Annotated in this window: 23 protein-coding genes; all 23 read left to right on the top strand. The window is 57.9% G+C overall.

Annotation, left to right across the window (positions count from 1 at the left end):
- Positions 1–37: 37 nt before the first annotated feature.
- The 23 genes from pseB (at position 38) to VGE55_RS01000 (ending at position 24332) form a co-directional block, all read left to right on the top strand.
- On the top strand, positions 38–1036 hold the full coding sequence (gene pseB, locus VGE55_RS01110; protein WP_331129899.1) for a UDP-N-acetylglucosamine 4,6-dehydratase (inverting): 999 nt from the start codon (positions 38–40) through the stop codon (positions 1034–1036).
- The gene (gene pseC / locus VGE55_RS01105; protein ID WP_331129898.1) at positions 1037–2194 is read left to right on the top strand and encodes a UDP-4-amino-4,6-dideoxy-N-acetyl-beta-L-altrosamine transaminase; all 1158 of its coding nucleotides are present in this window, start codon (positions 1037–1039) and stop codon (positions 2192–2194) included.
- Complete coding sequence (pseF, locus tag VGE55_RS01100) at positions 2191–2886, top strand: pseudaminic acid cytidylyltransferase (protein WP_331129897.1); 696 nt, start codon at positions 2191–2193, stop codon at positions 2884–2886. The genes pseC and pseF overlap by 4 nt, the downstream gene beginning before the upstream one ends.
- Positions 2883–4337, top strand: coding sequence for a UDP-2,4-diacetamido-2,4,6-trideoxy-beta-L-altropyranose hydrolase (gene pseG / locus VGE55_RS01095; protein WP_331129896.1), 1455 nt, complete (start codon positions 2883–2885; stop codon positions 4335–4337). The genes pseF and pseG overlap by 4 nt, the downstream gene beginning before the upstream one ends.
- Complete coding sequence (pseI, locus tag VGE55_RS01090; protein ID WP_331129895.1) at positions 4338–5399, top strand: pseudaminic acid synthase; 1062 nt, start codon at positions 4338–4340, stop codon at positions 5397–5399.
- Between the two features lie 7 nt (positions 5400–5406).
- Positions 5407–6411, top strand: a complete 1005-nt coding sequence (locus tag VGE55_RS01085) for a Gfo/Idh/MocA family protein (protein WP_331129894.1) — start codon at positions 5407–5409, stop codon at positions 6409–6411.
- A gap of 7 nt (positions 6412–6418) precedes the next feature.
- Complete coding sequence (locus VGE55_RS01080) at positions 6419–7702, top strand: DegT/DnrJ/EryC1/StrS family aminotransferase (protein WP_331129893.1); 1284 nt, start codon at positions 6419–6421, stop codon at positions 7700–7702.
- A gap of 36 nt (positions 7703–7738) precedes the next feature.
- On the top strand, positions 7739–8341 hold the full coding sequence (locus VGE55_RS01075; protein ID WP_331129892.1) for a GNAT family protein: 603 nt from the start codon (positions 7739–7741) through the stop codon (positions 8339–8341).
- Positions 8338–9210 (top strand): hypothetical protein, encoded by an 873-nt coding sequence (locus VGE55_RS01070; protein ID WP_331129891.1) that lies wholly within the window; start codon positions 8338–8340, stop codon positions 9208–9210. The genes VGE55_RS01075 and VGE55_RS01070 overlap by 4 nt, the downstream gene beginning before the upstream one ends.
- Entirely contained in the window at positions 9207–10343 is a 1137-nt protein-coding gene (locus VGE55_RS01065; protein ID WP_331129890.1) for an N-acetyl sugar amidotransferase, read from the top strand. Before VGE55_RS01070 ends, VGE55_RS01065 begins: the two co-directional genes overlap by 4 nt.
- Positions 10340–10954: an imidazole glycerol phosphate synthase subunit HisH gene (gene hisH / locus VGE55_RS01060; protein ID WP_331129889.1), complete on the top strand. Its 615-nt coding sequence runs from the start codon at positions 10340–10342 to the stop codon at positions 10952–10954. The genes VGE55_RS01065 and hisH overlap by 4 nt, the downstream gene beginning before the upstream one ends.
- Complete coding sequence (locus VGE55_RS01055; RefSeq protein WP_331129888.1) at positions 10947–11711, top strand: HisA/HisF-related TIM barrel protein; 765 nt, start codon at positions 10947–10949, stop codon at positions 11709–11711. Before hisH ends, VGE55_RS01055 begins: the two co-directional genes overlap by 8 nt.
- A 5-nt stretch (positions 11712–11716) precedes the next feature.
- A complete protein-coding gene (locus tag VGE55_RS01050) occupies positions 11717–12961 on the top strand; it encodes an N-acetyl sugar amidotransferase (protein WP_331129887.1) in 1245 nt (414 codons plus the stop codon).
- Entirely contained in the window at positions 12958–14472 is a 1515-nt protein-coding gene (locus tag VGE55_RS01045; RefSeq protein WP_331129886.1) for a hypothetical protein, read from the top strand. Before VGE55_RS01050 ends, VGE55_RS01045 begins: the two co-directional genes overlap by 4 nt.
- Positions 14469–16514, top strand: a complete 2046-nt coding sequence (locus VGE55_RS01040) for an acyltransferase family protein (RefSeq protein WP_331129885.1) — start codon at positions 14469–14471, stop codon at positions 16512–16514. The genes VGE55_RS01045 and VGE55_RS01040 overlap by 4 nt, the downstream gene beginning before the upstream one ends.
- Positions 16515–16639: 125 nt before the next feature.
- A complete protein-coding gene (locus tag VGE55_RS01035; RefSeq protein WP_331129884.1) occupies positions 16640–17929 on the top strand; it encodes a hypothetical protein in 1290 nt (429 codons plus the stop codon).
- On the top strand, positions 17904–18596 hold the full coding sequence (locus tag VGE55_RS01030) for a phytanoyl-CoA dioxygenase family protein (RefSeq protein ID WP_331129883.1): 693 nt from the start codon (positions 17904–17906) through the stop codon (positions 18594–18596). The genes VGE55_RS01035 and VGE55_RS01030 overlap by 26 nt, the downstream gene beginning before the upstream one ends.
- On the top strand, positions 18583–19794 hold the full coding sequence (locus tag VGE55_RS01025; RefSeq protein WP_331129882.1) for a hypothetical protein: 1212 nt from the start codon (positions 18583–18585) through the stop codon (positions 19792–19794). Before VGE55_RS01030 ends, VGE55_RS01025 begins: the two co-directional genes overlap by 14 nt.
- Positions 19791–20537, top strand: a complete 747-nt coding sequence (locus VGE55_RS01020; protein WP_331129881.1) for a glycosyltransferase family 2 protein — start codon at positions 19791–19793, stop codon at positions 20535–20537. The genes VGE55_RS01025 and VGE55_RS01020 overlap by 4 nt, the downstream gene beginning before the upstream one ends.
- Before the next feature lie 11 nt (positions 20538–20548).
- Positions 20549–21484 (top strand): branched-chain-amino-acid transaminase, encoded by a 936-nt coding sequence (gene ilvE / locus VGE55_RS01015; protein WP_331129880.1) that lies wholly within the window; start codon positions 20549–20551, stop codon positions 21482–21484.
- Positions 21485–21544: 60 nt separating this feature from the next.
- On the top strand, positions 21545–22795 hold the full coding sequence (locus tag VGE55_RS01010) for an alanine racemase (protein WP_331129879.1): 1251 nt from the start codon (positions 21545–21547) through the stop codon (positions 22793–22795).
- Positions 22796–22797: 2 nt separating this feature from the next.
- Positions 22798–23625 carry an aldolase/citrate lyase family protein gene (locus VGE55_RS01005; RefSeq protein WP_331129878.1) on the top strand — a complete coding sequence of 276 codons (828 nt, stop codon included), beginning with the start codon at positions 22798–22800 and terminating at the stop codon, positions 23623–23625.
- Positions 23622–24332: a sugar transferase gene (locus VGE55_RS01000; protein ID WP_331129877.1), complete on the top strand. Its 711-nt coding sequence runs from the start codon at positions 23622–23624 to the stop codon at positions 24330–24332. Before VGE55_RS01005 ends, VGE55_RS01000 begins: the two co-directional genes overlap by 4 nt.
- The last annotated feature ends 5 nt before the right edge of the window (positions 24333–24337 follow it).

The raw sequence follows: 24337 nt of genomic DNA, 5'->3' as shown, positions 1-24337 counted from the left end.
GCCGACATTCCTGTAACTTTTAAAAAAATTATTCAAAATGTTGCAAAACAAAACAATACTGATCACTGGCGGCACAGGCTCATTTGGCAACACCTTTGTGCCAATGACTTTGGCCAAATTCAACCCCAAAAAAATCATTATCTTCTCGCGTGACGAGATGAAGCAATGGGACATGGCAAAAAAGTTCCATGGCGACAGCCGTGTGCGATTTTTTATTGGCGATGTGCGCGATAAAGACCGGTTGTACCGTGCGCTTGACGGCGTGGACTACGTGGTCCACGCAGCTGCAACCAAAATCGTGCCCACCGCAGAGTACAACCCCTTTGAGTGCATCAAAACCAACGTCAACGGTGCTATGAACCTAATTGATGCCTGCATTGACAAAGGCGTCAAAGGCGTGGTGGCACTGTCTACCGACAAGGCCAGCAGCCCCATCAACCTGTACGGTGCTACCAAGCTCACATCCGACAAATTGTTTGTGGCCGGGAATGCCTATTCGGGTGAGCACGGCACCAAATTCTCGGTTGTGCGCTATGGCAACGTCATGGGCTCGCGTGGTTCGGTCATACCGTTCTTCTTGTCCATTCGCGACAAGGGTGTGCTGCCCATTACCGACGAGCGGATGACCCGTTTCATGATCTCTTTGGAGCAAGGCGTCAAGCTGGTTTGGCACGCGTTTGAAGACATGGTCGGCGGCGAGATTTACGTCAAGAAAATCCCGTCCATGAAAGTGACCGACCTGGCCCGTGTGGTCGCGCCCGAATGCAAACAAGAAGTGGTCGGCATCCGCCCCGGCGAAAAACTGCACGAACAGATGATTGGCGCCGAAGACGCCTACTACACCTTTGAGTACCCCGAGCACTTCAAAATCTTGCCCACCATTAACGATTGGGGCAGCAGCCCCGAGCGCATCAAAGACGGCAAAAAAGTGCCCGAAGGCTTTGTGTACGCCAGCGACAACAACGCCGAGTGGATGACAGATGCAGACCTGCAAGCCTGGATTGAAGCCAACCACGAAAAAATCGGGAGCATCTAAATGATCCCCTACGGCCGCCAGGACATCAGCCAAGCCGATATTGATGCGGTCGTGGCCGTGCTGCAGTCAGACTTTCTGACGCAAGGCCCTCAAGTGCCGCTGTTTGAACAAACCGTGGCCAAGCACGTGGGTGCCAAACACGCCTTAGCCGTCAACAGCGCCACATCGGCTCTGCACATCGCTTGCATGGCTTTGGGCCTGGGGCAGGGCGACTGGCTGTGGACTACGCCCGTCACCTTTGTGGCCTCGGCTAACTGCGGCCTGTATTGCGGCGCGCAGGTGGATTTTGTGGACATCGACCACCGCACCTACAACCTGTGCCCCAAAGCTTTGGAGGCCAAGCTGCTTGCTGCAGAAAAAGCAGGCAAGCTGCCCAAGGTGCTGGTCGCAGTGCATTTATGCGGCCAGCCTTGCGACATGGCGGCCATCCACGCCCTGGGCCAAAAGTACGGCTTCAAAATCATTGAAGACGCCTCGCACGCCATTGGCGGCAAATACAAAGGCGAGTTCATTGGTAACAGCTGCTACAGCGACATTACGGTGTTCAGCTTTCACCCGGTCAAAATCATCACCACCGCCGAAGGCGGCATGGCGCTGACTAACAACGACGAGCTGGCCCACCAAATGGCCCTGCTGCGCAGCCACGGCATTACCCGCGACACCACGCACATGACCCACGCGCCAGACGGCCCCTGGTACTACCAGCAAATTGGCCTGGGCTACAACTACCGCATGACCGAGCTGCAAGCCGCCTTGGGCGTGAGCCAAATGCAGCGGCTGGATGCGTTTGTGCAGCGTCGCCACCAGCTGGCCCAGCGATACGACCGGCTTCTGGCCAGCCTGCCCGTGACCACACCTTGGCAGCATCCCGACAGCTATTCGGGCCTGCACCTGTACGTGGTGCGCCTGCAGCTGGACAAGATCACCCAAACCCACCGCCAGGTGTTTGAGGCACTGCGTGAGCAGGGCATTGGCGTCAACCTGCACTACATACCAGTACACACCCAACCGTACTACCAGCGCATGGGCCACAAAATGGGCGACTACCCGCAGTCCGAGCAGTATTACGCCGAGGCTATCAGCTTGCCCATGTATCAAACGATGACCTTTGAGCAGCAAGATCAAGTGTTGGATGCGTTGAAATTGAGTATTGAATGAGATTAGCTATCATCCCTGCCCGCGGCGGCAGCAAACGGATTCCTCGCAAGAACATCAAGTCTTTCCATGGCAAGCCCATGATCGCCTATGCCATTGGTGCGGCGCTTGCGTCGAAGGCCTTTGACCGTGTGATCGTCTCCACGGATGATGCTGAGATTGCGGAGGTCGCCAAAGCCTATGGCGCCGAGTTGCCCTTCGTCCGACCGCCGGAATTGGCCGACGACCATACGCCGACAGTGCCTGTGATTGCTCATGCCATTCGCACCTGTGATGAGCTCGGCTGGAACGTTCAGGACGTCTGCTGCATCTACCCGGGAGTGCCCTTCATTTCGACTGATGATCTGCGCACCGCGCATGAGCAGTTGATGTCAACGGGGGCGAACTACGTGTTCCCAGTAACCGGTTTCCCGTCGCCCATCCAGCGCGCACTGAGGCGCCTCTCAGATGGCACAGTGCGCCCGTTCCAACCAGAGCATGCGGCCACCCGAACTCAGGATCTAGAGCCCGGGTATTTCGACGTCGGTCAGTTCTACTGGGGTCGTAAGCAGGCTTGGCTGGATGGTTTGAACATTCATTTGAACGGTACCACTCTGGTGATCCCGGAATGGCGCGTGGTTGACATCGACACGCCAGCTGACTGGGACCGAGCGGAGTTGGTCTATTCGGCGCTGTTCGCCAAGGGCTTGGTGTGAGGTTTCTTTTTCGAGCTGATGCCGGCACGGCCATCGGTGCTGGGCATGTCATGCGCTGCATGAGTCTTGCGAATGCGCTGCAGGCGCGCGGCGCTCATGCGTGCTTCGTATCTCTCGACCTGCCGGCTCATCTTGAAACTGTTCTACAGGCGCAAGGGCATGAAGTGCGGCGCCTTCCTGAGGCGGTACGGGGTGACGAGTTGGGCGACGCCCGCGCCACGCTGGATGGCGAGCAGTCGTTGGTGGCCTGCGTGGTCGATCACTACCAGCTCGGCCGGGCCTGGGAGGCAGAAGTGATGGCCCATGCACCTGTGCTTGCGCTGGACGACCTGGGGCGGTCGCACACCTCGCGCTGGATGCTCGACCAGAACTACTACGCGGACCCGCAAGCCCGGTACGGGACTGGTTGTCCTGCCAGTGTGCAGCGCCTGCTCGGCCCCTCCTTCGCTTTGCTGCGGAGTGAGTTCGAGCATGCCAGAGCCAGTGCCCGCGTCCGCGATGGCGTCCTGCGGCACGTCTTGGTGTTTTTGGGAGGGATGGACTCTGGCAACCTCACGGCAACTGCCCTCAATGCCATCGATCTTGGCCTGTCGCCCGGCGTTCGAGTGACCGTGATCGCCGGGGCATCGCATCCTGACCTGCCCGGCCTTCGAGCTTGGTGCGACGCTCGTGGCCTCGCTGCACTCCACGTCCAAGTGAGCGACATGACGCCCCACTTGCTGTCTGCCGACCTGGCGATAGGCGCTGGTGGATCGAGCACCTGGGAGCGCTGCGCCTGCGGGCTTCCCACCGTGGCCATCTGTTTGGCCGACAACCAGCGCGAGGTGATCCTCGAAGGCACCCGGGCCGGATTCCTTTGGGGCATTGACCACGTCCCGTCTACCGACGAACTGGCCATCGTGCTGCGTGCCCTGGCCGGTGCGCCGGGTCTGGTTCAGCATATGTCCGAACGATCCCTCCAGATGACGGACGCGCGCGGCGCAAGCCGTGTAGCCGAGTTGCTCTTGCCAAAATCCATGCAAGTCAGAGACGCCACCTCTGGTGATGCCCGGATGATCTACGAATGGCGCACTTCGCCCGAGGTGATGGGCGCCTCGCGCAACGCGGCCTCGTTCCCTTTCGAGGACCACTTAGCTTGGTTGGAGCGGGTGCTGCAGGATCCCCAACGCTTGCTGCTGATCGGGCTCCACGACGGTAGAGAGGTTGGTGTGGTGCGCTTTGACATCAATGGCGACCGTGCCGAGGTGTCGATTTTCCTGGCGCCTGGCACGATGGGGGCGGGCCTGGGCCGAGCCTTGCTTGTCGCTGGCGAGCACAAGCTGCGCGAAAAACATCCCCAAGTGACCCTAGTCGATGCCTGGGTCAACGCAGACAACCCCCGCTCTTTCCACCTGTTTCAACACCTCGGCTATTCCCACCGGATCAGCCGCCTCGAAAAGGAGTTCGCATAAATGCGAGCCAACGTGAACTTCAAGATTGGCCAGCGGCTGGTCGGGCCCGACGCGGCACCTTTCATCATTGCTGAGATGTCGGGCAATCACAACCAGTCCCTTGACCGGGCACTGGAGCTGGTGGATGCGGCTGCCGAGGCCGGCGCTCACGCCCTCAAGCTGCAAACCTACACCGCGGACACGATGACACTGGACTGCCGAAAGCCAGGCTTCGTGATTGAGGATCCGGGCAGCCTCTGGGCCGGCGCCCAGCTCTATCAGTTGTACGAAGAAGCCCATACCCCATGGGACTGGCATGCCCCCATTTTTGAGCGGGCTCGCTCACGGGGCATGATCCCGTTCAGCACCCCGTTTGACGCCACGGCCGTTGACTTCCTCGAATCCCTCGGCGTCGACTGCTATAAAGTCGCCTCGTTCGAGAATACCGACATCCCTTTGATTCAGAAGGTAGCCCGCACGGGAAAGCCGATGATCATCTCCACCGGGATGGCCACAGTGGCCGAACTTCACCGCTCCGTGACGGCCGCACGTGAGGCCGGCTGCGAACACCTGGTGTTGTTGAAGTGCACCAGCACCTACCCGGCATCACCCGCGAACTCGAATATCGCGACCATCCCGCACATGCGTGAACTGTTCGACTGCCAAGTTGGTCTGTCTGACCACACGATGGGAACAGGCGTCAGCGTCGCTAGCGTTGTGTTTGGCGCCACGGTGATCGAGAAGCACTTTACCCTGGCCCGTGCCGATGGCGGGGTGGACAGCACGTTCTCGCTGGAGCCGGCTGAGTTGCGCCAACTGGTCATAGAGACGGAACGTGCCTGGCAAGCCGTTGGATCCGTCAAGTATGGCCCCAGTCAGGCCGAGAAGAAGTCGCTTCAGTTCCGCCGCTCGCTCTACATCGCGCAAGACCTGAAAGCCGGCGATGTGCTGACAACAGACAACGTGCGGGCCATCCGACCGGGCTTTGGTCTGCCGCCTGAGCACTTGGAAGAAGTGTTGGGCACTACTGTGAAGTCCGATGTCGAGCGCGGCACCCCGCTGAGCTGGAACCTGCTGCGCTGAGGTACCGATGAGCACGACTCGTCCTCGCGTCTTGCTGATCGGCTGCGGCAACATCGCCGGCCGGTTCGACATGGCTCGTCCCGCCGATGCATGGCCTGTGACCCAGGCGGGTGCCTTCCGGCGCCATGGCGGATATGAGCTTGCCGCTTGCATCGATCCCGATGAGCAGGCCAGGCACGCGTTTGCGGCTTACTGGGACATTCCCCGCCATGGCTCTTCGTTGGAGGCTCTTGGCGTCATGCCCGGCGAGTTCGACGTGATCGGCCTGTGTTCACCCACGGCTTTGCATCACACCCACCTAGCGGCCGTCCTGCCGCTCAAGCCGCGCGTCATATTTTGCGAAAAGCCGCTGACCCATGGTCTTCAGGAGTCATCGAGGTGGGAGCAGGCCTGTCAGGCACACGGGGTCACTCTGGTGGTGAACTACACCCGGCAATGGGACCCTTCAGTGACCCGGCTGGTCGATGAGGTCCGTTCGGGCCGCTGGGGGGTGGTCAGGTCCGCTGTAGGCTATTACAACAAGGGCGTTTTGAACAACGGTGGCCACTTGGTGGACCTGCTGCTGCGCCTGCTTGGCCCCTTGGAGGTCATTGCAGCCGCGACACCAGTCCACGACCATTGGGACAATGATCCCACGGTGTCCGGCCTCTTGCGCTCGAAGGATGGACACGTACCGGTTTGTCTAGCGCCCGCCCATGCCAAAGACTATGCGCTTTTCGAGCTTGAACTCGTGTGTGAGCTCGGCGTGATCCGGATGCGTAACGGCGGTATGCAATGGGACACCCGACATGCTGAGCCTAGCCCTCACTTCAGCGGATACCGGGCCTTGGCAGGTGTCGCCTCCGCTGACGGCGACTATCTGCAAGCCATGACGCTAGCCGTGACCGAGATCCATCAACACCTGAACCAGGGCACGGCCATCCGAAGCGCAGGGCCCCACGCACTGGCCATTCAGGCTATCTGTGAACAACTCTTGGCGGCAGCGACGCATGCCGTCCCTTCAACCAACTGAGAAAACCATGTCGAACTCCAAACTTGCACTGCTCGGTGGCTCGCCCGTCATTTCAACTCCGCTCCAGGGTTTCCATAGCATTGGCGAAGACGAAGTGGCCGCGGCGAGTGAAGTGATCCGTGGCGGCGTGCTGTCTGCGTACATCGGTGCACCTGGCCCCGGTTTCATGGGGGGGCCCCAAGTGCAGAAATTCGAGGCACAGGCAGCCGCCTACTTCGGCGTGAAGCATGCTATTGCGGTCAACTCCTGGACCTCCGGCCTGATCGCTGCGGTCGGGGCCATTGGCCTGGAGCCAGGTGACGAGATCATTACCACGCCCTGGACCATGGCAGCAACGGCCACCGCAATCCTGCACTGGAATGGCATCCCGGTCTTCGCGGACATTGACCCCGAGACCTTCAACATCTGCCCTAAGAGTGTCGAGAAGCTTGTCACCAAGCGCACCAAGGCCATTTTCGCTGTGGACATCTTCGGGCAGACCGCTGACATGGCGGGCCTGCGTGAGATTGCGGACCGTCATGGCCTGAAGCTGCTTTGCGACACCGCTCAGTCCCCTGGTGCACGGACAGGTGACGCGTACACGGGCACGCTGGCCGACATCGGAGGCTTCAGCCTCAACTATCACAAGCACATCCACTGCGGCGAAGGCGGCGTGCTGGTCACCAACGACGACCGCTTGGCCCATCGCCTCTGCTTGATTCGCAACCATGCCGAAGCGGTGGTTCGCACGGATGACGTGGAAGAGTTGAGCAACATGCTGGGCTACAACTTCCGCATGGGCGAAATTGAGGCAGCTATCGCAGCCGTGCAACTGAGCAAGCTGCAGGGCCGAGTGGAGAGTCGCCAGCGCATCGCCGCTGAACTCAACGCAGGATTGAGTGGACTTCGTGGCCTGACGACACCCAAGGTGTATCCGGGCGCTACCCACGTGTACTACGTCTACGGCATGACCCTTGATATCGAGGCGATCGGCGTGTCCCGCGCACGACTGGTGGAGGCTCTGCGCGCCGAAGGCGTGCCTGCCTTGGTCGTGGGGTACCAAAACCTGCACCTGCTGCCCATGTTCCGCCACAAGATTGCCTATGGCACGAAGGGCTTCCCCTGGACTTCGCCGTACTGCACCAGCGACGTTCAATACGGGCCGGGAGTCTGCCCCACCGCTGAGAAACTGCACAACGAGACCTTCCTGGGCATCAACATCTGTATGAACGAGTTGCTACCCGCTGACGTCGATTTAGTCGTGGCGGCTTTCCAGAAGGTATGGGCCAAACTTGATGAATTGAAGCAGTAATACACCGACCGATTGCACCACAGGTAAAGGAAAATCATGAAACAGTTTTTGGTTGGCAACAGAATTTCCCTGCATGGCCTCCGGCCCGAAGATTTGACCGTTAATTCTCCTTATTACAGTTGGCTTGAAGACCTTTCGCTGGATCAGTATACCGAGAGGAGTTATTTCCCAAATTCCGAATCAAGAATGAGGGCTTATTATGATGCGTCAACCAAGAATCAGTCCTTGATTTTGCTTGGCATATTCGATAATGACTCGGGAAAGCACATTGGAAACATCACGTTTCAGGATATAAATTGGCTGAATAGGCGGGCATTCATTGCATATTTGCTTGGGGATGATTCCTTTTCCGGCAAGGGCATCGTCACTGAAGCGGTCTTGATGATGATGTACTACGGATTCAATCGCCTAAACTTCAACCGAATTTATGGAGGAGTGACTGCGCTACATGCAGCCTCGATGAAGGTGTGTGAAAAAGTAGGGCTCAAGGAAGAGGGCAGAATGAGGCAGCACTTTTTCAGAAATGGAGAGTTCTCTGATTCACTTGTTGTTGGTGCGGTTCGGGACGAATGGATGTCGGAATTTGGAAATAAGGCTAAAGATTTATTTCAGATTCCCCCGACCTATCAGCGGCTATGAAAGAAATTGCAGTTGTCGCAAATGATGCAGGGGCATCTAATATTCTCTTTAGTATCCTTCGGGATCAAGGTCGGAATATTCTTGGTGAATGTACTCTTCACCCGGTAATGATGGGCCCTGCTGCCAATATTTGGTGCCATTATTTCCCGACTATAGATTCCTATCACGATATCAACTCCATAAACGTAAAGCTGGATGGAGTCGTCACGGGCACTGGTTGGTCATCAAGCCTCGAGCACGAAGCTCGAGTTTGGGCGAGCCAAAGGAGTATTAAAACAATAGCTTTACTAGATCATTGGGTAAACTATACTTCCCGTTTTATTAGAAACGGAGTAATGCTGTTGCCGGATGAAATATGGGTGGTCGATGAATGGGCCGAAAAAATGGCCCATGAAACATTTCGAAATGTTGTCATCAGACGATTCGAAAATTCTTATCTCACCCACCAGGTTGCTAAAATACAAAAACCTCCTGCAGATGGGACTTTGCTATACGTACTTGAGCCCGCGCGGGCAGATTGGGGACGCGGTAGGCTGGGGGAATTTCAAGCGCTTGAATATACGCTGAAGAATTTAGGGTTCTTGTTCAATGCGCCCATTCGCCGTATCTTGCTGCGTCCCCACCCATCTGATCCTAGGGGTAAATATGATGGCTATCTTCAATTTGATTCCCGAATCGAATTGAATTTTTCCACTGACATATGTGACGCCATAAATCAAGCTGATGTCGTGGTTGGGGCGGAATCATTCGCACTCACCTTAGCTCTAGCGGCGGGGCGTCCCGTGTTCAGCAGCCTCCCTCCTTGGGGACCGGAACTGCGTCTTCCCCAAGAAGGTATTCTTCAAATTCGCCACATCGTGCCAACATGAAATATTGCAAACGGTGCCTGCAGCCGGACACCCGGCCCAACTCGAAATTCACAACTGACGGAATCTGCCCGGCTTGTGACTATTTCGAACGCCTCCAGTTCGTCGACTGGCAGGAGCGGTACGAAATTCTGCAGGATATTCTCTCTCGATACAAGGGTGTGCGAGCCAGTAAGCATCGTTTCGACTGCATCATTGGGGTGAGTGGGGGTAAGGATAGTTCGCGCCAAGCCTTGTGGGTTCGCGATAAGCTTGGATTGAATCCCCTCCTTGCTTGTTTGAGTTATCCGCCTGAGCAGGTTACGGAGCGCGGCACCAATAATATATCCAACCTGATAGAAATGGGCTTTGATGTTGTAATATCGATGCCCGCTCCGCAAACTTGGCGAAAGCTCATGCGCGTGGCATTCGATAAATTCACTAATTTTGGGCGGTCCACTGAGCTTGCCCTCTTCAGCTCGGTACCCCAATTAGCTATTCATTACGACATTCCCCTGATCCTGTGGGGCGAGAATCCAGGCCTCCAGCTGGGAGACTTGAAGACATTGGGCCGTACAGGCTACGACGGCAACAACCTGCGCTACATGAACACCCTGTCGGGCGGAGCACTCGAGTGGATCCGTGAGGCAGGATTCGAACTCAAAGACCTGATCCCCTATCAGTACCCTACGCCAGAGGATTTCGACCGACACGGCCTACAGATCGTCTACCTTGGTTGGTTCCTGGGTGACTGGTCGTTGGTCAATAACGGCATGTACGCGGCAAGTGCTGGCCTTGAGGTTCGCGAGGACACGGTTGCCAACACGGGCGACCTGCACGGTGTCACCTCGCTTGACGAGGACTGGGTGACGCTTAACCAGATGATCAAGTACTACAAATTTGGTTTCGGCCGTGTGACGGACTATGTCAACGAGGAGATTCGGCTGGGCCGCATGTCTCGGTCCACCGCCATTGAGCTGGTCGAACAGCATGACGATGCGTGTGGCGACAACTACATCAAGGCCTTCTCCGATTACATCGGCCTGTCTGTCGACCAGTTTTGGGCCAAGGTTCATTCGTCGGTGAACCGCCAACTCTTTGATATCCATCCCGATGGGCGGATCACTCGCAAGTTCAAGGTGGGGGTGGGCCTGTGAACCGAAAGACAGTCGCCATTGTTGACTACGGCGTGGGCAACCACACGTCTGTGCTTCGTACATTTCAAGCACTGGGCCACCGCTGTAGAGTGACCAGCGACAGGGAGATCCTGGCGGCTGCCGATGTCTTGGTGTTGCCCGGCGTTGGTGCGTTCCCTGCTGCGATGTCCGCCCTGCACCGGGATGGTCTTGCAAGCTACCTTTGCGAGTTGGCGCGACAAGGCAAGCCCTTCGTTGGCCTGTGCTTGGGCATGCAGCTATTGGCAGACGCATCACTGGAGCATGGCACCACCACGGGCCTGGGGTTGATTCCTGGGACGGTACGTCCGCTGCCCGGCCTAGACTGGCACATTGGATGGAACTCGCTCGAAACCGTACAACACGATCCGCTGATGTCACCCAGTGATGGCGAGTCTTTCTACTTCAACCATTCCCTCGCTTTCGATGTGCCTGCCGTCTACCAAGCGGCAATCTGCCGTGCGCGGGAATCCAGCTTCACAGCCGCGGTTCGCCGCGGCAACGTGGTGGGACTGCAGTTCCACCCAGAGAAAAGCCAGGCAGCAGGAAGGCAGTTGCTGTCCCGTCTGGTGGAGGGCCTTGGCCATGCTTAAGAAACGACTGATCGGCGTGGTCACTGTGAAGAACGGTTGGGCAGTGCAGTCTTTCGGCTACCGTCGTCACTTGCCACTAGGGCGGCCCGAAGTTCTGGTTCAGAACCTTGACCGCTGGGGAGCAGACGAGATCTTGGTCCAATGCATTGACCGATCAAGCTCTGGACTAGGCCCAGATCTAGAGGTATTGGGCAAGATCAGCAAGTTGGGTATCGCCACACCATTGATCTACGCGGGCGGCATCGGCGGCAGGGAAGATGCCGTGAAGGTCGTCAGCCATGGTGCGGATCGGATCATGGTCGATGCCATGGTGTGGGATCTTCCACAAGGGGTAGAGGCTATTGCCCGTGACCTGGGCACCCAGGCCGTGATTGCCCACCTGCCCGTACGCATGGGGGAAGATGGACTGAAGGCCCTGGACTATCGCAATCGGGTCGAACGACCCATAGCGAGTTGGTTGGACCTGCTGCCTCTGGAATGGGTGTCCGAACTCATGGTGACGGACTGGTCGCATGAAGGTATCCCTGCCAGCTTCGATGAACGTTTACTCGCCGTTACGCAACTTCTAGATAAACCGCTTTTGTGTTTTGGCGGTATCTCCAAGGCCGTGCAGTTACAGCGCGTGCTGGCACATCCCGAAGTTGTCGCCGCAGGGGTAGGAAATTTTCTGAGCTATCAGGAGCATGCTGTTCAGACACTGAAGAAGCAGTTGGGTTCAAGCGCCGTGCGGACACCACATTATGACAACACCCTGTGACTCATATGAATAAACGATTGCATTGTGTCCGCTGTCTGTATTCCGTCTTCCATCCACTCGGCTTGGTGCTGGACGATGAAGGCGTTTGCAGCGGCTGCCGTATCCACGAAGAGAAGGACACCTTGGATTGGGGTGTCCGTTGGAAAAAGTTGGAAGACCTGGTCTCTCCCTACAAGGTTGAATCCGGGCGTACCTATGACTGCATCGTCCCGGTCACGGGAGGCAACGACAGCCACTTCATCGTCCACACAGTCAAGAACCGACTGGGCTTGAACCCACTGCTGGTGACGTACAACAAGTACTTCAACACGCCGCTGGGCATCCGCAACTTGGCCAACCTGCGCATCAAGTTCAACTGCGACATCGTGGTCCAGAACGTGAACCCCATGGCCGTGCGTAACATCACCCGTACCACCCTTCGCGAACTGGGCAGCATGTACTGGCCCTGCCTCGCAGGTCAAACGGTGTTCGCGGTGCAGACGGCGGTGCGCTATAAGGTGCCACTCATCATCTGGGGCGCCCACCAGGGGCTGGAGCAGGTCGGGATGTTCTCGCACGAACATGAGGTCGAAATGACCCGCCGCTACCGCAAGGACCACGACCTGATGGGCAAAGAGGCGGATGACCTGCTGAGCATCTTTGACACGCTGAGTGAGGATGACGTCTGGCAGTACCGCTACCCCGACGACGCTGACCTTGCGTCTGTGGGTGTGCGTGGCATCTACCTGGGTAACTACGTGCGCTGGGACCCGAAGGCGCAGCACGAGGAGATGGTGCGGCAGTATGACTACCAAGGCGCCACCTTTGGTCGCACCTTCGATACCTACGACCATGTGGACTGCTATAACTTCATGGACGTCCACGACCACATCAAGTACCTGAAGCATGGCTATGCCAAGGTGACGGACCACGCTTGCCGAGAGATCCGCCACGGCCGCCTGACCCGGGAGCAGGCCTTGGCACTGGTCCGCCACCATGAGGCCCAGCCCATGTCCCATCTCGATAAGTTCTGCGATTGGCTGGGGGTGGACGCCCGTGCGCTGGCCTTCATCTTCAACCAGCATCGCAACCCGAAGGTCTGGCAGGAAATCGCTCCCGGCGAATGGTGCCGCCAGCCAGGTAGCGACTTCACCCAGGGCGACACGCCCCGCTTGGCTGACTCTGGATTCCTGGGCTTTGAAGCCCATGCCCTCTTGCAGAGGGACAAACCAGACGCCTATGTCACCGTAGGCAAGGGCTATCCGCTTTGACAGAGCAAACCCACGGGGCCAAGAAGCTTCCCCGACATTTTCTCGATCATTGGCTACGGGCTTTTGAGAAGTCACGCATCGATAACCACCGGATGGTGACTGGCTTTGTGACGCGGTTGGAGAGTCTCTTGCCACCGGCCTCACGGCCTATTGCTGGACCGGCCTCCGATTACCAGATGGGAGGTGGCTGGCGTTCGTCACCGGATGCGCGCCGCAGCCTTTGGCAGACGCTCGGTCTGGCCTTGCAGGAGCGGCGTTATCTGCGGCGGCGGCTGCCGCGTCGTGGAGAGGCCGCGATGTGGTTGGTGGCTGACGATCGGCGGTCTGGGGTCATCGAAGATTGGGCAGCCCTGGCCACTCTGTTGCGGACCTTCGGGGGGCAATCCGCGCCGCCTTGGCTGACCGATTGGCAGGCAGAAGGGCGGCAGCTTGTTTGTTTTACGCCCAACCTGTTCGCGTTGCGTCCGGCTGACACTGTGGGGACGGTCCACCTGTCCTACCTGTCACTGTTCGCTGTCCCTTTGGCCTGGCCTGGCGCGTTCGTCGTCGCGGTTGGGAGCATGCTCGCCAACCAGCCGCTACGGGCCTTGTCTCGACGCAATGCTTGGATCACCTCGCTGCTTGCGGCCTCGTTTGATGTCCTGTTGGCTCGTCAGGTCCCAGACCGGTTGCTGATGCTCACCAGTAACTCCTTCGTCATCGAACTGCTGCGCTACATGCATGCTGTGTCAGGTCTGGGGGAGGGGGTGACCGAGGTACTTCACGGTATCCCGTCATTGGAAGTTGAAACCTATCACCAGACGCTAGTGGGCAGGGCCACGTCGTCGCTGTCGCATCGTTTGACTTTTGTGCCACCAGTGCCGAGTCTGAAAGTGAACGCGGCGAATGGTCATATTCGAGTGGCGGCGACCACCATTAACCTCAAGATGAATGCCGTAGCCTGGCAGCGTGACCTCTGGAAGCTGGCGGAAGAGTGTGTTCGGCGAGAAAGTGTGCGCGGAGCTGTTCGTGTAGTCGCTCTCAATGGGGCGGGTACTGTTGAAGGCAAACAATATCTGCAAACCGGGTGTTTTGCAGCAGAGCTTGCCATCCTTCGCTATGTGTTGGCGGAGTCTTGTCGAAGCGGCATCCCAGTTCATGTGCAGTACTCATTGCACCCTGCTCATATCAAGAGTGGCGACGCAGCGGCGATTCGCGAGGCCCTACGTGCCGATGAAGTCGAAGTTCTGGATGACTCGCTTCAAACTTGGTTGGAGTCAGACCTATGCATCTCTATTTTCTCTAGTGCAAGTTGGGATGCTCAGGCACTAGGTTGTGACGTCGTGTTTGGCGTGTCGCCCGATGACCAGTTGTATAGCGGCGACATGTTGGCGTCTTTCCAGCACCCTACCTGTGACCTCACGCTGTTCGAAGTACTCTCCAAGGCCATTGCACGCTTGCCCGAACGACCACGTCCCTCGCCTCATGAGCGGGTGGCCTTGATCTGCGGGACTCCTGGGGGAGTCTCGTGAGCCTCAACCAGTTCAGCGTAGCCGATGCGTCGGCTAACGTGGAGAGGGGGGGCCGTTATCCGCAGCTGGATGCCTTGCGCGGCCTAGCTATTGCATTTGTTTTCGTTTACCACCTCTATCCCAACCGATTGCCCGGTGGTTATGTCGGCGTCGATCTCTTTTTTGTGCTGTCTGGCTACCTGGTAGCTCTGACAGTGCGCAAGGATCACTTCAGCATCCCCAAGTATCTTTGGAGGCGAGTGGAGAGGCTTCTGCCGCCCCTTTTGGCCATGCTCATGGCCTGCATGGCCGTTGGGTTCGTGCTGCTGTTTTCCAGTGAATACGCCCAACTGGCCCGTCATGCATTCAAGAGCCTCTTGTTCGTGCAAAACCTCCAGTTGGAGTCGGAGCTGGACTACTTTGACAAGGAGCTTCAACTCAAGCCACTCGCAAATCTTTGGTCCTTGTCAGTGGAGATGCAGTTCTACCTTTTGGCGGTGCCCCTGGTGCATCTGGTGAGCAAGCGGTTCAGCGTCCGTCAGACCCAAGCCATCCTCGTGGTTGCGATCATTGTTGCGCTACTCGTTTCCACGTTCCTGCATGGCGCCTCGTACTATGACGCTGTGCCCAGGCTCGTTCCGTTCCTGGGTGGAGCCTTGCTGGGGTACAGCATGCCTAAAACTCCTATGCCAGCGCCCCTTTCTGGCGAGCGTTCGAGCTGGGGAGGGATCTCAGCGCTGGCCCTTTGCTTTGTCGGGCTCTTGGCGCTGGCACTCACGCTGGACGGAGCGACTCGATACCCAGGTTGGGTCATCCTCGTTCCCACGATGTTTGCTCTTGGCCTCGTTCAACTCAGCGCCACCTCCAAAGTCTCATCCTTCATCGCGCGCCGATTGGGTTCGCTGGTGTACCTAGGACTGATCAGTTATTCCTTGTATCTGTGGCATTGGCCGATCATCTCGTTTGCCAAGATCCAAATGTCAGGGGACTCATTCTCAACAGTATTGAAGCTGCAGATTGCAATGGTCTCAGTCGTGGCGGGTTGGCTGAGTTATCGCTTCATTGAGCAGGCAGCATGGCCGAAGAGGCTGATCCGTCCGGCGTACGCTGCGGGTCTGATGGGCGTAGGTGGTGTGCTGGCGGCGGTGGCGTTCGTCTTGTCGTCTCATCCAGTGACCTATGCCAAGCTTGCCCAGCGAGATGACCAGGGGCTGGCCAACGCTGCTGCGGCGAAAGGTCTTTACCAGTGGCGTTTCAAGGACAAGGACTGCCAGCAGAGGGTGAGCTTTGATCCACCTCAATGCCGATTTCATGACCGGGGATATCGCCCGAGCATTGCCATCCTCGGCGACTCCCATGCTGGCGCACTCTTTGACGGGCTCGATCAGGCCATGAGCAGTCAGCAGTTGGGTGTCATCCACCTCGGTGCGCCAGGCTGTCCCCCTTTCTACGACTTGAACCACCCGCCGACTCTTTACAAGTCTTGGGAGAAGTGCTCCATCGCCATCAACCCAGCCTTGGATTATGTTCGCAACAACAAGGACATTGAGACCATTGTGCTGTCCGTCTACTTCGACTGGTCACGCAAAGACGAACCCAGCTTTGATTCAGAGTTGATGTACGAAGGCGAGGCCCGCCTTAAGGGGGGCATGGCCTGGAAGGCATCTATGCGCCGCACGCTTTCGGCACTACTGGCCTCCGGCAAGAAGCTCGTGTTTGTGCTGGATGTGCCCCATTTAGGCTTCGATCCCAAATCCTGCAAGACGCTGAGGCCAGTGCTGGGTGATGCGAAACGGCAAGCCGCCTGCCATCAATCTCGGCAAGACATCGATCAGTGGTTTGTCTCATCCAGGCAAGCCCACATCATTGATGCGCTGAAGGAGTTTCCGGAGGTCTTGGTCGTCAATGCAGCGGATGCGGTGTGCGATCAATCCAGATGCTATGGCTTGAAGGACGGCTTGCTGCTGTATTCAGACAGCAACCACCTGTCAGTGGCCGGATCAGTTCTCGTGGGCAAGCTGATCGCAGAGCGAATGAGATCGGCCCAGTTCATCGGACACTGAGCCCCAGATAACTCCTTCCACGCCCTCTGTCTCATGCGAAATCTCCACATCACTGTCCCGGATGCGCCTCGTTCGCAGACCCACCTCGCGCAGATAGCGACTCTGGGGATCAGGGGCGCTAGGTCATGAGGCTGCGCTGCGCCAACCCCACTTTGCTGCTCTACCTGGCCTGGGTCTATGCGCTGCCCGCTGTGCTCAACGGGTGGCTTAGCTACGAGTCCGAGCTCTACGTCAACCCGAGCAATGGGCTGGGCACTTGGTTATATGCTGGCTTGCTGTTCGTCATCGCCGCGGCGTTCGCCTTTCGCCTCGAACGATCCATGGGGCATCGGGCAATTCCTGCCCGGCAGCCGTGGCAGGTGCCTGTCAAGCCGATCATCACAGTCCTAGTGGGTGTGTTGACCGTGGCCAGCCTGGGCGTGGCCTCAGGCCTCTCTCGCTGGCGCTATGCCGAGGAGGGCCTGTCTGGATCGCTGGACCTGATGTCGCTGCTATTCGTGCTGGCGCCCAATGTGTTGGAGCTGATCCTTTTTGCACTGCTGTTCTTCCACTACCAGCTCTCTTCGCGTACGGTGCGGGTGATGATGCTGCTGCTCACCGTGGACCTAGCCCTCACGGCCAGCGGCATCGGCCCGATGCTGGGCGTGCTGCTGGCCCTGACTGCGGCCATCGCGCCAGAGACCATGAGGCGCATCCTGCTCAAGCCCGACCGTGTAACGGCCAGCACGCCAAAGCTGCGCCGGCTGATCTGGATGCTGCCCCTGGTCGGTGGCTTGGGCGTTCTGGCTTATTTGGCTGGCGATGCGGTCAAGAAAGATGTGAGCCTGACCGAAGTGCTAGACACCCAGGATGCCTCCGATGCGTTTTTGCAGTACCTTGTGGGCCGGATCTCTGTGCAGTGGTATTCGCTCGTTGCCGCCCTGCATCAGATGGTCGAGCTCGGTGTCGGGGACCCGCTGAGAAACCTCATGGCCCCAGTCACGAATGCGGGGTTTCGCTTCTCCAGTCTGACGGGCGGTTGGCTTGGTATTGAGCGCCCCTTGGACGGTTCAATGGCACGAATCAACTACGGTCTCATCAACCTATATCCGTTCAATGATCGAGAAGGCACTACGCCAGGGTTGATCGCCACCTTTGTGCTGGCCTTCCCCGTGTGGCTTGGGCCGTTCGCGCTGGCAGGCTACCTTTGGCTCTACGACAAAGTTCAGGCGGGTCTGCGGCGCCGGTTTGCCGGGAGGCCCACCTTGTTTGGTGAATTGCTGCTCCTCTACTTCACCACCGTGTTCTTCTCGTCGCCAGTCGATTTCCTGCTGGTATTCGATCCTATGCTTTTGACCCTGGTTGCTTGGTGCTACTTGGGTTTGAGCGCCAAACCTAAAGGTATATCCCATGCAGCCATTCAATCAAGCCACTGAGGACTTCCCGGCTGTGCGAGCCCGTGTCAAGCGGCAGGGCTTTGCCATCCTGCAAAGCCGTGCGACACCCGAAGCGTGTGAGCACATCAAGGCCTTCATCGACACGTACCCGGCCAAAGACGCCGAAATCAACTATGGTGGTACCGAGAAACGGATTTGGGGCTCGCACACCATGGACCCCATTGTTGAGGCTTTCGGGGAACTCTCCGACCAGGTGATGAGCACAGTCTTCAAGGCACAGGCCAAAGTGAAGACAGTGCTGTCTTACAGCAATTACCCCATTCCTGCAGAAGATCGCCTCATCACGGGACGCTGGCACCTCGACTCTCTGCGACACCAATACAAGCTGTTCTGTTTCCTGACTCGAACCGAGGAGCAGACCGGCCCCCTCGAGGTGGTGCCCGGTACTCACCGCACAGCCTTCAAGCTATGGCCGCTGGCCTCGGGGCAGTACATCTCTCGCGCCGACTTGGGCACCGACAAGCGTCGCTATCAGAAGCTGGATGAGCAGTGGGTCGATGCGCAGTGTCACAAGGCGGGTGGCAGCGTGCCGTTTCTGTGTGAGGCTGGCACTTTGATTCTGGTGGATACCTCTGCCATCCACCGCGCACGGCCGTGCCTGAAAGGGCATCGCTACGCACTTTGCGCCTACTATGATCATTTCTAAACTGCGCGCCGAGTGGCTCTACATCAGCGGGCGAATCGCCGCGCTGCTCTCTCGCCCGGTGATGTTGCTGGCTCTGAAGCATTGGGGCGGCAACGACCTGGCTGCGACGGTAGCCGTGGTTTTCTTGGTCACCATGCTCGCTTCGGCGGTGTCCGGCTTTGACACCCATCGCGGGTTCTACCAAGCCTACTTCGGCGATCGGCGGGTGAAGGGGTTTCGACCATCCTACCGGCTTTACTGTGGTGCGACCACTTTGCAGGTTGCCGTGGTCAGCCCATTGCTGGCTCTTTTCGTGCTGTACCGTTTCGGTGACCCGGCTCTGGCGGCCCTGGTCGCCGTCTACTTTGCCTCTGAGCGGCTAGCCGATGAGGCCCAGCGATTCTTGATTTTCACTGGGCATCGCCAAGAGTGGGGCGGGCGCATCATGGCCAAGGCTGTGCTGCAGCTGGCTGGAGCCAGTGCAGCTGCTGTGCTGCTAGGCCCGGGCGCTGCTCACTTGGCCGTTGGGTCTCTGTTGGTAGGCAACTTTGCCGCCTACGGTTCCAAGTTGCCGTGGCGATACCTGCCTGTTCAGTGGTCAGACTGGAAGGCGGGCGCTGCTTCTTGTTTAAGCCAGCGGCTCTTTTGGCTGCTGTCCATGGTCACTTCATTTATCTCCTACCTTGACCGAGTCGTGGTGATGCTGTTCCAGCAAACTGATATGGCGGTCTACACTCTCATGGTATCGTCTATGTCGATCGTGCAGAATGCGGTCGATTATTTCTTCGTCAGCCTGCGCCGCCGGGAAATCCTTCAAGGCCAGTTGTCGCTGTCAGGCGTGTTCCGCAACCGCCGCTTCTACCTCACGCTGGGCATCGCATCCTTGGCGGGTTGTGTAGCCAGTTGGGTGATGCTCCGCCTGTATCACGGACAGCAGATGGACCACCTCGAGTTGGTGCCCGTCGTTCTGCTGAGCCAGACGGCTCTGTCGGTCACGCTGGTTCTGCGCGAGATCATTTATTGGAATCACAGTGTTCAGCGCCTAGTTTGGCAGGAGGGCAGCTTCATCGCTTGCACCTTGGCTGCGGCGTCAGCTCTTCGGGAGTTGGGGCAAAGCTACGAAGTGGTTCTGGGCATGATCTCTGTGTTCTTCACGCTACGCATGGGCTTGATGATTTGGGGAATATCGCGGGCGAAGAAGCAGGCACCAATCACATGAAACTTAGCGTTGTTATTCCGTTTTACAAAGAACTACCACTCATCGCAAGGGCTGTTGATTCCGTGCTGGCCAACGCAGCTTCTGTGGATGACCTGGAGATCTTCATCTGCAATGATGGGCCTATGACAGAGCATGAAATTCGGGCGCAGCTCAGTGCGGCGGCCAATGCTGTTACGGCAGTGATGCCTAACTGTCATTCCAAAGGCCCTGGCGGCGCCCGAAACACAGGCTTGGATGCAGCGACCGGCGATTGCATCGCATTTCTTGATGCCGATGATTTCTGGCTGCCGGGAAAAGTTGCTGCACAGTTGGCTGCCATCCAGGCCGGTGCCAGCTTCGTGCCCACAGCCTACCGCTTTGACACAGGCCAAACCGTTGTCCAGCCGCCTGTATCGATCGACCAACCTTTGGACGTTTTTCTGCGTCGAGGTGTAGGTACCTCGACCGTGATGATTACCCGTGCCTTGCTGGCCGACCTGCGCTTTAAGGACATTCGATTCGCCCAGGACATCGACTATTGGTATGCCTTGGCTGGCAGCCCCCACTTCCGGTATGCCGCTGTCGATGTCTGTCTGGTCGAGTACAGCACCGGCGGCTCGACCAAAAACAAGTGGGTGCAACTTCAGTACCTTCATAAAGTGCTGCGTATCAACAACGTGCCGTGGCTACACCACCTCCGAGTTATTTCAAGCTATGTGCTGGCCGGCGTTTACAACCATTACATCAAGCGTCTGTTCACCTGAATCAGGCGGCAATGAAAGGAGACCTTATGGTCGACAACCTCATCTGGATCCGTGGCGAGATCATTCGCCAGAGTCAAGCCACTGTGAATGTGCTTTCACCCATGGCCCAGTTTGGGCTTAACGTTTTCGAGGGTATCCGCTGCTACTGGAACCAAGACAAAGGTGAGCTCCATGCCTTCCGCTTGAAGGAGCATCTGGACCGCTTGATGCTTTCCAGTCGCTTGGTTCGCTTGCCTTCGCCCTACACGCCGGAGCAAATCGAGTTTTTCATGAAGACGGCCATACAGGCTAATGATTTCCAGACTGACACAGCAGTCCGCATGACTCTGTTTGGTGATGGTCAGGGAACCTGGAACACCTGCGAACCCGTGTCGATGTTCATTGCGCCCATGGCCAAGTCGCGTACGCGTCTGGACAAGGTCCCGGCACTCAGGGCCTGCATTTCGTCCTGGGAGCGTATCAACGACAATGCTTTGCCTCCTCGGGCTAAAGTAGGCGCGAACTACATCAATGGACGCTACGCGCACCTCCAGGCCCGCCACGACGGCTATGACCTGCCTATTTTTCTGGGGCAGGACGGGAAAGTAGCAGAAGGTGCTGGCGCCTGTCTGTTCATGGTGCGCAACGGGCACTTGGTGACCCCCCCCACTACCTCCTCTGTGCTGGAAAGCATCACTCGGGATACCCTGATGGTGCTGGCTCGGGAAGCAGGTTTGACGGTCGTTGAACGTCCTGTAGACCGAACCGAGCTCTACTTGGCCGATGAAGTGTTTCTCTGCGGCAGCGCGGCTGAAATCTCACCTATCGTCTCGGTCGACGGCTATGCGCTGGGCAACAGCCTGCCTGGACCGATCACAGTCAGCCTGCTTAAGGCTTACCTCGCCATCGCTTCCGGCGAGAATCTAGACCATCCAGAATGGCGAACTGTGGTGCACAGTCGCTCTTGAGCTCCTCGATCCGGCCGGGTGTTCCCGGTCTCCCCCAGTGAATTCCTCTTCTCGACACCCATGAAGCTCACTCGCTCTTTCCTCGACCACGTGGCCACTAAACATGGACCCAGCTTCTACCTCCTGGACGCTCCTCGCTTCCAAGACAACTTCATGCGCCTCACGGGTGCGTTCCGCGCTCACTATCCAGAGACAACAATTGCATACTCGTACAAGACCAACTACGTACCCAGGTACTGCGAGTTAGTATCCCAACTGGGGGGCTACGCAGAGGTGGTCTCAAGCATGGAAATGATGCTGGCGCTCAAGCTGGGCGTGCCCGCTTCCAAGGTTTTCTTCAACGGCCCCTACAAGGAGCACGAGCATGTGCTGGCCCTGCTGCAGGCTGGTGGCACGGTGAACATCGACTCCTGGGAAGAGTTGCAGCGTATCGCGCGTTCTGCCGACCAGCACGACGGCGAGCCCTTCAAGCTGGGGCTGCGCTGCAATTTCGAGGTACACGATGGCGTGTTGTCCCGTTTCGGATTCGACACGGACAGCCAGCCTTTCTTGGACGCGGTTGCTCTGATCGATGGGCATCCTAAGCTGAAGCTGGCTGGCCTGCACTGCCATTTTGCAACCCGGAGCCTGGACTGTTGGAAGAACCGCACCCAGGGCATGATTGCCGTGATTGATCGCTACTTCCGTCACCGCTTAGCTGACTTGACCCACGTCAGTCTCGGCGGTGGCATGTACGGCCATATGCCGGAAGACCTCAAGGTGCAGTTTCCGGTCACCATTCCGGAGTTCGACGACTACGCGGCGGCGGCGGCCTTGCCTTTTGCTCGTTATCTCGACGAGGTCGGAGGCAAACACCGGCCTACACTGATCATCGAGCCCGGTACAGCCCTGGTGGCAGACGCCATGAAGTATGTTTGCCAAGTCAACAGCATCAAGCATGTGCGCGGTCGTACGGTGGTGTCGCTGACGGGCAGCTCGTACAACATCAACCCCAATCCTAATCGCAAGAACGTACCCATCGAGTGCTTCCCGGACCCGGCAGTGGCCGACCGTACCGAAATGAGCGGCGCCTATTTCGGGGGCTACACCTGCATTGAGGGCGACTACCTGTACAAGGAATTCAGCGGTAGCCTCGCAGTGGGTGATTTCATCGCCTTCGACGACGTGGGCTCTTACTCAGTCGTCATGAAGCCGCCATTTATCCTGCCTAACGTGGCTATTGTCGAGCCGCTGGGCGACGGCGAACGCTACAAGCTCGTCAAGCGTCGCGAAACCTTTGAAGACATCTTCCATACCTACACGTTCGAATGAGCATGCGCCTGTTGTACATCACCAAAGATCCGGCCGTTGGTCGGGTCGCTGAGCGCGCGGGGGTCGACTGGATCTTCGTAGATATGGAGTACCGGGGTAAGTCTGACCGCCAGGCCAACCGGGACACCGTGATTTCGGCTCATACCCTCGCAGATGTCCTGGCCATGCGCCAAGCCATCGCGCACTCGCAACTGATGGTGCGCATCAATCCCTGGGGTGAATGGAGTCGACAAGAGGTCGAGGACGTGGTTCAAGCAGGTGCTGACATCATCATGTTGCCGTTCTTCACGACGGCCACCGAAGTCTCTGCTTTCATCACAGCGGTCGACAGGAGAGCGAAGACCTGCCTTCTGCTCGAGACGATGGACGCGATCGCTGCCCTGGATGACATCTTGGCGTTGCCAGGCATCGATTTTGTGCATATCGGTTTGAACGACCTCCACATTGAGCGGGGGACAACCTTCATGTTCGAGTTTCTGGCGGATGGCGGTGTCGACGCGATCGCTGCGAAACTGCGTGCGGCTGGTATCACGTTCGGCTTTGGTGGGATGGCCCGCATTGGCGGCTTGGTGCCACCGGCCGAGCGCATCTTGGCCGAGCATTTCCGCCTAGGCTCGACAGGCGTGATTTTGTCCCGTAGCTTCTGCCATCCTTCACAGGCTACCGGTGGAGAGGCATTTGAAGCGATGTTCAAGGCTGAGGTAGCCAAGGTTCGTGCCGAGGAGTCTCGACTAGCCAACGCTGGTGCCGCATTCTTCGAGCAGACCCGGCTGCAGGTGATCAATGAGGTCGCACAGGTGGTGCGGCAGATGAAGGAGAAGCAAGCGTGACGCAAGAAAGAGGCGCTTCCTCGCTTGCCCTGTTGGCCATCCGCGGCCTTGACCTGCTCTTTTCGCTGACCGCGCTGCTGGTCTTCTCTCCCCTGCTCTTGTTGGTTGCCATCGCGCTTCGATTCTCAGGCGAAGGCGAGGTCTTCTACCGGCAGGTCCGCATTGGCAAGGGAGGGCGTGAGTTCTATCTGCTGAAGTTCGCCACGATGATGAAGAACAGTCCGGCCATAGGGTCGGGAGAGTTGACGCTGCCCAACGATCCTCGGGTTCTGCCTCTGGGCCGCGTCTTGCGCAAGACCAAGCTCAACGAATTACCACAACTCCTCAACATCGTTGCTGGCGACCTAAGCCTGATTGGTCCTCGTCCCCAAACTCGTCGTTATTACAACTGCTATCGGCCCGCCGACCGAGCCTGGATTGACACCATTCGCCCGGGCCTTTCCGGCGTAGGGTCGATCCTGTTCCGCGACGAAGAAACCTTGCTGTCTAAGGTGACCAATCCGATCGCTTTCGACGACCATGTCATAACCCCTTACAAGGGGCAGGTAGAGCACTGGTTCGCTGTAAACCAGTCGGTCAGTCTCTATTTCGAGTTGATCTTAACCACCGTACTGGTCGTGCTGATGCCCTCTGGCGGGCTGCATCAGCGGCTACTTCGCCGCGTACCGCCTCCCCCTGCCGAACTATCCAAGCTGCTTGAATCATGATAAGG

The sequence above is a fragment of the Limnobacter sp. genome, from assembly GCF_036405155.1.
Classification (GTDB): Bacteria; Pseudomonadota; Gammaproteobacteria; order Burkholderiales; family Burkholderiaceae_B; genus Limnobacter.
Note: the sequence above shows the minus strand (reverse complement) of the source record. Positions and strands in the feature narration are given on the sequence as shown.